Source organism: Pseudomonas sp. NPDC087358, from assembly GCF_044900785.1.
Lineage (GTDB): Bacteria > Pseudomonadota > Gammaproteobacteria > Pseudomonadales > Pseudomonadaceae > Aquipseudomonas.
Genome location: NZ_JBJDOA010000012.1, coordinates 1 through 12749, shown reverse-complemented (window position 1 = coordinate 12749; position 12749 = coordinate 1). Strand labels below are relative to the sequence as shown.

Here is a 12749-nt window from a genome sequence, read left to right as displayed (position 1 = left end):
CGCCGACGTACTCAGGACCGACCTGTCGGAGTGTCTGGATCGCAGGATCTGTGCCAGCCTCTGGTGCAGTCGCTATAACTGCAGCGGATGTGCTTCTGCCCGCAGGGCGATAGAAATCGGCGCTTCTGCCCGCAGGGCGTAGGAGTCCACAGGGGGGGCGCTCCACCTTGCCGACGATCTGGCGCGAAGCGCCAGCAAACACCGCGAGCGCTATACACCTGACCCACCGAGCCGTCTGGTTCTACTGCCGGTACCCGGCAGATCGCGGGACAAGCCACGCTCCCACGGCCTTCGGCCAGCATCAAAAGCACGCGGCGACAGATTTCTTTGCTTCAGCCGCAGGTCGTCAGATGTGGATCGCCTCTGCCCGGAGGGCGTGGGAGTCAGCCGGGGTGGCGCTCCACCTTGCCGACGATCTGGCGCGAAGCGCCAGTAAACACTGCGAGCGCTATACACCTGACCCACCGAGCCGCCTGATTCACTGCCTGTGCCCGGTAGATCGCTGGCAAGCCGAGCTCCTAGGGCCTCCAGCATCAAAAGCAACCGCGCGACAGCGGTCAATCGTTTCCAAGGGGATGGGTGTTGCCCTGCCGCTCACCTTGCAGGCCGCCGGTGTGAACGAAGATCAGCCGCATGCCTTTGGCAAACCGCCCAGCCATCACCGCTTGCCTGAGCGCCAGCAATGCCTTGCCGGTATAGAGCGGTTCAAGGGGCACACCGCTCTCTTGCTCGCTGGCGGCGATGAACGCCAGCAAATCATCATCGACTTTGGCGAACCCACCACGGCTGGCATCGAATAGCTGATATCGGGGGTTGTCCAGGGGACCGAGGATGTCCGCGACGTTGCCAGCAATTCCATGCCCCTCGGGCAGCGCCATGGCCCCGTATACCGGGCGCAGCCCCTCTTCGGCCAGGACCAGCCCGGCCAATGTGGTACCGGTTCCGCAGGCCAGCCACCAGCCGTGATAATCCTCCCACCCCAACGTGCCGAGTTGCCTGCGCACTTGACTGACGATGTCGGCGCAGCCCAGCGCGCCATCCAGCCCGCCACCGCCCTCGGGGATCGGATACAGCCGCGGATAGCGCTCACGCCAGGGCAGCCAGAAACCCGCTTCATGGCGCGCGCGATAGCCTGCGTAACCCAGCCAGTGCAACTGCATGCCGAAGGCCTGCAAATCCAGCACAGTGGGTGTCTGGACAGGATGCCCGCGCAACAGGCCGACGGTGCAAAAGCCGAACCGCTTGCCCGCCGCAGCAAGGGCGTGGAGGTGATTGGAATGCGCGCCGCCGAGGCTGATCACGCCCTCGGCGCCAGCCTGCCTGGCCGCCGCGAGATGGTGGGTGAGCTTGAACCACTTGTTGCCGCTGATGAGAGGATCGATCAGGTCAAGCCGCAGGACGGCGACGTCAATGCCCGCCTGACGCAGCCAGGCGAGATTGAGGGGATGCAGTGGTGCGCAAGGGAGCATGGAGGTATCAGGACGAGACAAGAAGGCGCCAGTCTATCACCGCCCTTTGCCGTAACCGGCTCCCTGTAGCAGTCCGGCTTGCCGGCGGTGGCGTTCGTAAGTCGCTACCGCCGGCAAACGGAACGCCGCTCGGCCATGCTACAGGGCAATCATCGCGCACCAAGCATGGCGCTCAATTCCCGGAAAGGGGTAAAGCGGCGCTTACAGCTGCGCCGCCAGGCGCGAGCCCTGATCAATCGCCCGCTTGGCATCGAGCTCCGCCGCCACGTCCGCACCGCCAATCAGGTGTACGCTCTGCCCGCCCGCTTGCAGCCCGTCGTACAGTTCGCGCAGCGGATCCTGGCCTGCGCAGATGACCACGTTGTCCACCGGCAGCAACTTCTCTTCGCCATCGGCGCCGATCCGCACATGCAGTCCCGCGTCATCGATTTTCAGGTATTCGACGCTGTTGAGCATCTGCACCTGTTTGTTCTTCAACCCCGTGCGGTGAATCCAGCCGGTGGTCTTGCCCAGGCCGTCGCCGACCTTGGAAGTCTTGCGCTGCAGCAGGAATACTTGACGCGCCGGGGCATGGGGATGCGCCTTGATCCCGGCCACACCGCCCCGCGCTGTGAGCGAACCGTCGATACCCCACTCCTCCCAGAACGCATCACGATCCAGACTGGTGGCCACGCCCTCGTGCACCAGGAACTCGGAGACGTCGAAGCCGATGCCGCCCGCGCCGATCACCGCCACCGACTTGCCAACGGGCTTGCGCCCCAGAATCACGTCCAGGTAGTTCAGCACTTTGCCATTGTCGATGCCTGGGATCGCCGGCATGCGCGGCGCAATGCCGGTGGCCAGAATCACTTCGTCGTAACCCTTGCCCAGCAGGTCGTCGACCGAGACGCGGGTGTTCAAACGGACCTCGACACCGGTGGTCTGCAACTTGCGAGCGAAGTAGCGCAGGGTTTCATAGAACTCTTCCTTGCCCGGAATGCGCTTGGCAATGTTGAACTGGCCACCGATTTCGCTGGCCGAATCGAACAGCGTCACCTGGTGCCCGCGTTCGGCGGCGACGGTCGATGCCGCCAGTCCGGCCGGCCCTGCGCCGATCACGGCGATCTTCTTGATGTGGGTGACCGGCAGGTAATTGAGCTCGGTTTCGTGGCAGGCGCGCGGGTTGACCAGGCAACTGGTGAGCTTGCCGCCGAAGGTGTGGTCCAGACAGGCCTGGTTGCAGCCGATGCAGGTGTTGATCTCATCGCCACGACCGGCGGCTGCCTTGTTGATGAAGTCGGGGTCAGCCAGGAACGGCCGTGCCATGGACACCATGTCCGCGTCGCCTTCGGCCAGCACCTGCTCGGCCACTTGCGGGGTGTTGATGCGGTTGGTGGTGATCAAGGGGATCGATACCGAGCCGCGCATCTTGGCCGTGACCTTGGCAAAAGCAGCGCGCGGCACCTTGGTGGCGATGGTCGGGATACGCGCTTCGTGCCAGCCGATGCCGGTGTTGATCAAGGTCGCGCCGGCCTGCTCGATGGCCTTGGCCAGCTGCACCACTTCTTCCCAGGTGCTGCCGCCTTCGATCAGATCGAGCATCGACAGGCGATAGATGATGATGAAGTTCGGACCCACGGCTTCACGCACCCGACGCACGATGTCCACCGGCAGACGCATGCGGTTCTCGTAGCTGCCCCCCCAGCGGTCGCTGCGGTGGTTGGTATGGGCAACCAGAAACTGATTGATGAAATAACCTTCCGAGCCCATGATTTCGACGCCGTCGTATTCGGCGGTCTGGGCCAGAGTGGCGCAGGTCACGAAGTCCTGGATCTGCTGCTCTATGCCCTCTTCGTCCAGTTCTTTGGGCTTGAAAGGGTTGATCGGCGCCTGAATAGCACTGGGTGCGACCTGCTTGGGGCTGTAGGCGTAGCGCCCGGCGTGGAGAATCTGCATGCAGATCTTGCCGCCCGCTTCATGCACCGCCTTGGTGACGATGCGATGCTTGTCGGCTTCTTCAGCCGTCGTCAGCTTCGCCGCCCCGGAATACACGCCACCTTCAACGTTCGGCGCGATGCCGCCGGTGACCATCAGGCCAACGCCGCCACGCGCCCGCTCGGCAAAGTACGCCGCCATGCGTTCGAATCCGCCGGGCTTTTCTTCCAGGCCAGTGTGCATGGAACCCATCAGGCTGCGGTTGCGCAGCGTGGTGAATCCCAGATCAAGCGGAGCCAGCAAATGCGGGTAGTGAGCGGCGGCCATACAAAACTCCATCGAACATCATCACGGGGACGCGAGCACTCTGTGGTGCCCGTCGCTTCAGGGACTCTAACCATAGCCCCTGTTCATGACGCAGACAGTAAACAGCCTGACGGTCACGCTCAATGATCAAAACTGACAAGTTAATGACCCAAACGTGCAGCAGCGCCGCCATACCGAGACCTTCCAGGCCGCCCTGTAAAGTCCTATGCAGCCGGCGCTGACCCATTCGCGGCGGCCTCAGTGATGGCTGGCGACGAACTGCCGGAAGCGCTCGGTGGGCAACCCTTCGAACAGTTCATCGGGGGTGCCCTGTGCATCAATGAGGCCTTCGGCCATGAACACCACCCGATTGGACACATGACGGGCGAAACCCATTTCGTGGGTCACCACCAACATGGTCCTGCCCTCCTCGGCCAGCGAGCGCATCACACGCAGCACCTCGCCGACCAATTCTGGGTCCAGGGCGGAAGTGGGTTCGTCGAACAGCATCACCTGCGGATTCATCGCCAGCGCGCGGGCAATGGCCACGCGTTGCTGCTGGCCGCCGGAAAGGTGCGCCGGGTAATAGTCACGGCGGTCGTACAGGCCGACCTTGTGCAACAGTTGCTCGGCCTGCTCGACACATTCGGCACGCGAGCGCTTGAGGACCCGCATCGGGCCCTCGATGATGTTTTGCAGCACGGTCATGTGCGACCACAGGTTGAAGCTCTGGAAGACCATGCCCAGCTTGCTGCGCATCGCCTCGACCTGACGGGTATTGCTGGGCAGCAGGTGGCCGCGGGCGTGCTGCTTCATCTCGATGACTTCACCGTCCAGCACGATGCGACCTGCATCCGGTGACTCCAGCAGGTTGATGCAGCGCAGGAACGTACTCTTGCCCGAGCCGCTGGCGCCGAGGATGGAGATCACATCGCCTCGGTGAGCATCCAGCGAAATACCCTTGAGCACCTGGACCGAGCCAAACGACTTGCAGATGTTGCTGACCGACAAAGCAGCCTCGATGTTCTGATTCATGATGAGCTCCGCTGCTATCAAAGGGATGGAGGCGTTTGTGGGACCGCTGTGGCCGCACGCGGGGTGGGCCGTTCGCGCAGGTGCGGCGAAAGCTGGAACTCGAGCCACGACATGACGCGCACGATCAGGAAATTCAGGACCAGATAAATCAGCGCGGCACAGAGGAAGACTTCCATGGTGCGGTAAGTGCGCTGAATGATCTGCTGGGCGATACCGGTGACATCCCACACCGTAACCAGACTGGCGATTGCAGTGGATTTGACCATCAGCACCGCTTCGGTCGAATAGGACGGCAGCGCCTGGCGCAGGGTGACCGGACCGATCACGCGCCAGAGCAAGGTCCAGCGGCTCATGCCGACCGCAAGCCCGGCTTCGATCTGCCCCTGGGGAACGCTCTGCAGACCGCCACGGATGATTTCGGCGGTGTAGCCGGCGGTGCACATCGCCAGCGCCACGACGGCACAGCCATAAGGCGAGCGCAGGATTTCCCACATGAAACTGCTGCGGATCGCGCTGAACTGCCCCAGCCCGTAATAGATAAGAAACATCTGAACCAGCAGCGGCGTGCCGCGAAACAGCATGATGTAGAAGCGCGCCGGGTAACTGAGAAACGGCCAGCGACTGACGCGCATCGCCACGACCCCCAACGACAGCAGCAGGCCCAGGGAAAGACTGGAGAAAAACAGACTCAGGGTGGTGGGCAGCGCCGCCAGCAGCTTGAGCATCGTGTCACTGAGAAAGGCAAAATCGATCATCAGGGTTCCCCTTCTCAGGAATTCGGTGCGCGGCGCTGGGTGCGCCGTACGCGGGTTTCGGCCATATGGAACAGACGCCCGGACAGCCCGGTGAGGACCAGGTAACAGGCGCCGCCGACGATGTAAAAGGTGAAGTACTGGCGAGTGGAGCCTGCCGCCACCTGGCTTGCGCGCATCAATTCGACCAGGCCAATCACGGAAATCAGCGCCGAGTCCTTGAGGGTCATTTGCCAGACGTTACCCAGGCCCGGCAGCGCATAACGCCAGACTTGCGGGATCAGCACGCGCCTGACACGCATCGACCAGGTCATGCCGATGGCCAGGGCCGCCTCAAGCTCACCCTTGGCCACAGCCAGAAACGCGCCTCGATAGACCTCGGCCTGGTAAGAGCCGGAAATCAGCCCCACGGCCAGCGCTCCGACCAGGAATGGCGGCGTGTCGACGAAGCCTTCGCCGCCGAACCAGTGGTTTATCGCGCCCATCACACTGGCGCCGCCGAAATAGAACAGGTAAATCACCAGCAACTCGGGAATGCCGCGAAACAGGATCGAGTAGATATCGCCCAAGTAGCGAAACAGCCGGCGGTGGGAGAGTTTCGCAGCGGCCACCGCGCTGCCGGCGACTGCCCCCACCAACAGCGCCGTCAAGGTAAGTAACACGGTCATGCCGGCAGCCTTGAGCAGGGCCATGCCCCACCCGGTGTCGCCGAAACTGAGCAGCTGTAAGAGATCCATAGCGTTTTTCCTGCCGTGAACAGTGTAACGACTGGTGCCTGGCGACACCGCCCAACTCATACATACTTGTCTTTACAAGCATATGCAATTTGACTGCCAGATTTCTCCTGACCTCGAGTCAATGGCCCGGCAAGCCCTTTGTTCAGGCGTTCAGGCGCAGATAAGGTTCACCCTCGGGGCAGGAAAAAACCCTGACCAGACGACCCGATGCGCGCAAGGGCGCGTCACGCTGGGGCGCGGAGAAACACCCGGCACAATCGGGGTGCGTCGCGCTGTAACAACACAGGTCAGGCGCTGCCGAGCAACTCGATCAGGCTCTGCACGTTCGGCCGCTGGCGTTTTTCCACCGGCACGAAGGCGCAATAAGGGTGCCCGAGCGGCAGGAAGCTGGCCGACAGCACGATCAGACGTCCGGCCGCCAGATCGGCCTGAGCGATGAGTTTCTGCCCCAGCGCAATACCGCATCCCAGCTTCGCCAGGGTGATCGACAGACTCGACAACCCGGAACGCCGTCCCAACGCTGGATCTGGCGCCGGCTGCCCGATCTCGCTGGCATACCAGTCACTCCAGGTCGGATGTGAGGCGTAGTTGGGCCCCCACTGGGTATGGATGAACAGGCTCTGGTGGATACGAGTAAGGTCGAAATCACTGTTGCCGTGGCGATACCAGAGTTCAGGCGCGCAAAGCGGCACGACCTGGTCGTGTACCAGAGGGATCGCCTCCAGCGTGGGGTAGTGGTAGTCGCCGTAGCTGACGCGGATGTCGACATCATGCCGGGCCAGATCAACCGGATCATCCTCGACCCGCACGTCCACCGAGAGCTGGGGGTAGCTTTCAAGCAAGGCAGCGAGCCTTGGGGCCAACCAGACTTCGGCCAACGAGAACGGGACACTGACGATCAGCCGCGTGCGCATCTCGCCTTCAAGCAGGCGAACGGTCATCGCGGCTATATCGTCCAGCGCCCGGGAGGTCTGCGGATAGATCGCAAGGCCAGCATCGGTCAGCGAGAGCCGGTTGCCGCTGCGCACGAACAGCTTCTTGCCGAAGTAATCCTCAAGGTGGCGCACCTGCTGGCTGACCGCTGCGGCAGACACCCCCAGTTCCTTCCCCGCCGCAACGAAGCTCGCCAGGCGCGCAGCCACTTCGAAGGTTCTCACGGCATTGAGCGGCGGTAGCCTCTTCATCTGTGCTTCCTTAAGTTTTACTGGGGGAAGGCTAACAATTTTTGCCGTTGTTACGAAGATTTTCTCAGGTTAGGTTGGTCATACACCTATTTGGAGGGCCGACATGAACACCGTGATCAATCTGCAGCGCTATCCGCTGGACCGTGAAGGCAGCGAGCAATGGCACACCCTGGTCGACCACGCTCGCGCAGCGCTGGCCCGCAACGGCATGTTCAGTCTTGAGGAGTTCATCCTCGAGGAAGAAGTGCGTCTGGCCGCGCAGCAGATTCAACCGATCATGGACGCCGAATCCCACACCCATAAGCGCTCGCATAACATTTATTTCAAACCGCAGATCCCGGAACTGCCGGCTGATCATCCGGCATTGAAGCAGGTCGAAACGGTGAGCCACACCCTGTGCGCCGATCAACTCAGGGGCAGTCTCGTCACTGCAGTCTATGAGTACCCGCCGTTGCTGGCGTTTCTCAGCGCGGTCATGGAAAAACCGGCCCTGTATGTCATGGCTGATCCATTGGCTCGGGTGAATGTGATGAGCTACCGCGAGGGCGAAACCCTGAACTGGCATTTCGATCGCTCGGAATTCACCACCACCCTGATGCTTCAGGCGCCCGATGAAGGCGGCGAATTCGAGTACCGCAGCGACCTGCGCACCGCCGACAACCCTAACTACGCAGGCGTCGCCGAGCTTTTGCACGGGCGTGATTCCCTGGTGCAGAAACTTCGGCTGCGTGCTGGCACACTGAACGTGTTTCGTGGGAAAAATACCGCGCACCGGGTGACACCCGTCCGCGGTCAGCGCGAACGCATGGTGGCGGTGTTCTCGTACTATGAAAAACCCGGGGTGATGTTTACCCCAGAAGAGCAGACAGGCTTCTACGGACGCGCATCACGACTGACCTCTGCAGACACAGCGGCATAATAATAACGACTGATTCGCAGCTTTTGATCTAGCTTGACCCTGCCAGTCTTTTTTCTAAATCAGATGGGGAAACACATGGGCCACACCTACCACCTCAGCAAGAGAATCCTCGCCTGTGCGGCGCTCGGCGCCAGCCTGGTATTTGGCACAGCGGCGTTCGCCAAGGACTGGTCCTCGGTTCGGGTTGCCACGGAGGGAGCGTACGAACCCTGGAACATGACCCTGCCCAGTGGTGAAATTTCCGGCTTCGAGCCTGAGCTGCTCAAGGATGTCTGCGCCAGGATCAAGATCGAGTGCAAACTCCAGGCCCAGGACTGGGACGGTATGATCGCAGGTCTGAACGCCGGTAAATTCGACGTGCTGATGGACGCCATCGTCATTACCCCGGAGCGCGAAGCAGTCATCGCATTCTCCAAACCCTACGCCAATACACAGGCCGTGTTCGCCAGTGCCGATCCGAAGCTGATCGCCAGCATGCCGAGCAACGAAATCATCAAGCTCAGCGGCGACGCCAGCGCCGACAAGGCGGCCATCGACAAGATGAAGGCGCTGGTCAAAGGCAAGACACTGGGCATCCAGTCCGGCACTGCCTACACCGAGTTCGTCGAGAAAAACTTCAGGGACATCGCCACCATTCGCGAATACAAGAAATCCGGCGAGCACATGATGGACCTGAACGCCGGCCGCATCGACTTTGCCTTCGATGACGTGACCTTCTTCACCTCGGCGCTAGACAACCCCGACAACAAAGGCGTGCAAATGATTGGTCCGAAGATCGGCGGCACGATCTGGGGTCCGGGCGAGGCGCTGGGCTTCCGAAAAGCCGATAACGATCTGCGCGAGAAATTCAACGGTGCGCTGACCGCGGCCCTGGAAGACGGGACCGTCAAGCGCCTCTCGGAAAAATGGTTCAAGGCCGATATCAGGCCTTGATGCCGAGCCTCTGATGCTGGAACAGCCACTGTCTTCGTACAGTGGCTGTGTTGCCTGTGGGCTACGATCAGCCGCATCGGCTGGCACAACCGGATCGCCCGCCGCCACGCTCGAATTATCGTCACACCGTTGTTTTGTCGTATCCTGCCCGCCTCCCGCTACCGTATGACCTTTTTCATCAGGGCTGTCACCCATCTCCCATGCGCAAAGTTCTTGGCACTCTCACCGCAGTGGTACTGGCGATTCTTCTCGTCAGTTACGCCCTGTGGACGAGCAAGCGTCATGTCGGACACTACCTCACCGATCTGCGCATTCAGGTGGTCATCAACGATGGCCAGCCGGGCGGGCGCGGTAACTTGCTGGGCATCCAGCCCGAGCTGTTTCCCTCCGACTATTCAAGCGTCAAGCGTTTGCACCGCAAGCTCGCGGCCTATCTGGAGCAGGCCCGCGAACGTGGCCTGATCAACGACAAGACGATTGTCGTGCTGCCTGAGCACATCGGCACCTGGCTGTTTGCGGTGGATGAAAAAGCGCAGTTCTATCAGGCGTCCACCATCGAAGAAGCCATGAACTGGCTGTCGTTCAGCAACCCGCTGCTGTTCTTCGATGCGCTGCTGCACGCCCGGGGTGAAAGCCGTCTGGACGATGCGCATTTGCGCATGAAGGCACGCAGCATGGCGCAGGACTACCAGAACGTTTTCGGCGGGCTGGCCAAGGAGTTCGGGGTGACGCTGGTGGCAGGTTCCATTGTGCTGCCGGGACCTGAGGTTCGCGATGGACAACTGCAGCCCGGCAAGGGTGCGCTGTATAACAGCAGTGTGGTGTTCGGTCATGACGGGCTGCCGATAGGCCAGCCTCAACGACAGCTGTTCCCCTCCTGGTATCAGCGCAGCTATATCCGCTCCGGCAAGGATGCGCCGCTCAATGTCATCGATACACCGGCCGGTCGCCTGGCCACGCTGATCGGCAGTGACAGCTGGTATCCGGAAAACTATCGGCGCTTGAATGACAGCGGCGCCGAACTGATCGCCGTACCGGCTTTTGTTGCCGGCAATGGCAGTTGGTCGCAACCTTGGCGCAGTGACAAGCACCAGACGCTGGCGACTCATCTGCAGGCGGGTCCCGAGCCCCTGACTGAAGGCCAGGCCTGGCAGCGATTGACCCTGGCCCCGATCAGCAACGCCAAGGCCGGAATCAGCGTGTTCATGCGCGGCCAGTTCTGGGATCAAGGCAGCGCCGGGCACAGTTTTGCCAGCCGCAGCGGTCAGAGCATCGCCGAACACTCGATCAGCGCAACCCCCAAAGGCGCCCGGCCCGGGCATGGGGCGCGCTTGATCAACCTCTGGTTGTGACGGTGAATCCGCCTCGAGTGCGTCTGGGTGATCTATCGGTCGGCTTCGTGCATAGCCTGGCCGACGCTGTGCACAGTCTCGGCCACGACCCACTGCCGATGCTTGAACAATTCGGGCTGGATACCGCCCGCTTGGCCGAGGCCGGGGCACGTCTGTCGATACCGCGCTATATGCGCCTGGGCCATGCGGCGATTCAGCTGACCCATACGCCTGGGCTGGGGTTGCGCATGGGCCAGTTGAGCCGCTTGAGCCAGGCGGGCCTGGCCGGGATCACCGCTGCGCAGGCGCCAACCGTGCGCGAAGCGGCGCGGACGTTGATTCGCTTCCAGGCCCTGTACGGTTCCAACTATCGCGGGCAGTCGAGCTTTCACGAGGACAGCGACGGCGCCTGGCTGCGCTTCTATTCCATCAGCCCATACAACGACTACAACCGCTTCGTGGTGGATTCGATACTCGCCGGATGGCTGCATCAACTGTCGACACTGGCGGGCACGCAGCTGATGGCCGAGCGGATCGAGATCGAGTTCGACGCGCCAGACTACGCCGCTGAGTATGTGCCGTTGAGTCAGCATCCGGTGAGTTTTGCGGCGAGTGTCAATCAACTGCGCCTGAGCCAGCCAAGTCTCGGGTTACGCAACCCCGATCACGTGCCCAGTACCTGGCGACACCTGCTGCAACTGTGTGAAACAGAGCTTGAGCAACTGACGCGTACCCGCAGCCTGCGTGAGCGCATCACTCAATTGCTGGGACCCTTGTTGAATGGCGGGCGGGAGCCGGATCTGGAGGAAGTGGCAGCACGACTGAAACTGCCGACCTGGACCTTGCGCCGTAAACTTGCCGAGGAAGGGACGCGCTTTCGGGCCATTTTGAATGACACGCGTCGAGATCTGGCGATGACCTACATCCGGGACACGGAGCTGGCGTTCGGGGAAATTGCCTACCTGCTGGGTTTTGCATCGGCCGAAGCCTTTCAACGCGCCTTCAAACGCTGGAACGGCCAGACCCCCGGGGAGTTCCGCCGCAGCCAACGTCATTCAGCCTGAACGGCCGTCCTACAACTCGGTGGCGTCGTCGGCAGGTTCCACCGGGTCGAGTTCGTAAGCCTGATATTCCAGTAGTTCTTCTTGATAGTCGTCCATCACTCATGCCCTCATGGCTGGTTTCTTTCGTTTCGCTAGGCTTTTTGTCTGTCGTTTCAGCGACGTGTTTCACTGACCACGGCCTTCACCCTAAAGTGCCCTGATGAAGGAAAAATGAAGGCTGGTTGAACAATAGACGAGGCGAGCCCGGAAAAATTTTCCGGCACATCCCTGTCAAGGCTCTGGGGCGGGATCCGTGGCCGCGATCTGAATATTTAGCTCAAGAAAAAAGTTCGTGCAAGTGGTCAGGAAAATCTTCATTGGCGTCGGCGGCACACCCCACTCAGAGGCGGACCTGCAGCAGCCGCCTTGCTGGTACCAACGATCTTCAGCAGGCCACTGCTGCAGCCGGACTGCTGCAGTGCGCATACAACACGCTTGACGCCACGGGACTGCTCGCCATAGTCTTCAGGCCATGAACCTAACCCAGCGCTTCTTCGGCCAGATAATTATTACCGCCATTCCAGTCATGGCGGGTTAGCCGACGTTTGCACCCAACCCGCCCTAGAGGCGGGTTTTTTCTTTCTGTCTCCCGGGCTACGAACCTCGAACCAGGAGTCAGACATGATCATCATCCGCACCTCCCTCGCCGCTCGTTCGCCACGCCTGATCATCGCCGCCGAATCGACGAGGCCGACACGATGAATCAGATGCTCGATGGCACGCTGCTCAATGGCGATCTGCTGAACTACTACGTCAAGAAAATCCTCACCTCGCGCGTCTACGACGTCGCCGTGGAAACCCCGCTGCAAGGCGCCCGTCAGTTGTCCGAGCGCCTTGGCAATCAAGTGTTGCTCAAGCGTGAAGACCTGCAACCGGTGTTCTCCTTCAAGATTCGCGGCGCCTACAACAAGCTGGCGCAGTTGAGCGCTGAAGAACTGGCGCGTGGCGTGGTCACCGCATCGGCGGGCAACCACGCCCAGGGGCTGGCGCTGGCGGCGAAGACCCTGGGGGTCAAGGCGACCATCGTGATGCCCAAGACCACCCCGGAGATCAAGGTCGAGGGCGT

11 protein-coding genes are annotated in these 12749 nt (G+C 61.4%); 5 read left to right on the top strand and 6 right to left on the bottom strand.

The genetic code is table 11. The features are described 5' to 3' along the window. Positions 1 to 557 precede the first annotated feature (557 nt). The 6 genes from ACI2KS_RS23300 to ACI2KS_RS23275 form a co-directional block, all read right to left on the bottom strand. Positions 558 to 1469: a 1-aminocyclopropane-1-carboxylate deaminase/D-cysteine desulfhydrase gene (locus ACI2KS_RS23300; protein ID WP_404623547.1), complete on the bottom strand. Its 912-nt coding sequence runs from the start codon at positions 1467 to 1469 to the stop codon at positions 558 to 560. A gap of 201 nt (positions 1470 to 1670) precedes the next feature. Continuing rightward, positions 1671 to 3710, bottom strand: a complete 2040-nt coding sequence (locus tag ACI2KS_RS23295) for an FAD-dependent oxidoreductase (RefSeq protein WP_404623365.1) — start codon at positions 3708 to 3710, stop codon at positions 1671 to 1673. Between the two features lie 237 nt (positions 3711 to 3947). After that, the gene (locus ACI2KS_RS23290; protein WP_404623364.1) at positions 3948 to 4724 is read right to left on the bottom strand and encodes an ABC transporter ATP-binding protein; all 777 of its coding nucleotides are present in this window, start codon (positions 4722 to 4724) and stop codon (positions 3948 to 3950) included. A 17-nt stretch (positions 4725 to 4741) separates the two neighbouring features. Then, complete coding sequence (locus ACI2KS_RS23285) at positions 4742 to 5479, bottom strand: ABC transporter permease (protein ID WP_404623363.1); 738 nt, start codon at positions 5477 to 5479, stop codon at positions 4742 to 4744. Between the two features lie 14 nt (positions 5480 to 5493). Next, a complete protein-coding gene (locus tag ACI2KS_RS23280) occupies positions 5494 to 6213 on the bottom strand; it encodes an ABC transporter permease (protein ID WP_404623362.1) in 720 nt (239 codons plus the stop codon). 287 nt (positions 6214 to 6500) lie between these two features. After that, positions 6501 to 7397, bottom strand: coding sequence for a LysR substrate-binding domain-containing protein (locus ACI2KS_RS23275; RefSeq protein ID WP_404623361.1), 897 nt, complete (start codon positions 7395 to 7397; stop codon positions 6501 to 6503). 103 nt (positions 7398 to 7500) lie between these two features. Between ACI2KS_RS23275 and ACI2KS_RS23270 the strand changes: the two genes are divergently transcribed. The 5 genes from ACI2KS_RS23270 to ACI2KS_RS23250 form a co-directional block, all read left to right on the top strand. Continuing rightward, positions 7501 to 8316, top strand: a complete 816-nt coding sequence (locus tag ACI2KS_RS23270) for a 2OG-Fe(II) oxygenase (protein ID WP_404623360.1) — start codon at positions 7501 to 7503, stop codon at positions 8314 to 8316. A 75-nt stretch (positions 8317 to 8391) separates the two neighbouring features. After that, a complete protein-coding gene (locus ACI2KS_RS23265; protein WP_404623359.1) occupies positions 8392 to 9249 on the top strand; it encodes a transporter substrate-binding domain-containing protein in 858 nt (285 codons plus the stop codon). 200 nt (positions 9250 to 9449) lie between these two features. After that, positions 9450 to 10601: a carbon-nitrogen hydrolase family protein gene (locus ACI2KS_RS23260; RefSeq protein WP_404623358.1), complete on the top strand. Its 1152-nt coding sequence runs from the start codon at positions 9450 to 9452 to the stop codon at positions 10599 to 10601. 2 nt (positions 10602 to 10603) lie between these two features. Further along, positions 10604 to 11644, top strand: a complete 1041-nt coding sequence (locus ACI2KS_RS23255) for an AraC family transcriptional regulator (protein ID WP_404623357.1) — start codon at positions 10604 to 10606, stop codon at positions 11642 to 11644. A gap of 776 nt (positions 11645 to 12420) precedes the next feature. Next, positions 12421 to 12749: pyridoxal-phosphate dependent enzyme (locus tag ACI2KS_RS23250; RefSeq protein WP_404623546.1), on the top strand; the 329-nt coding region annotated here is incomplete at its 3' end.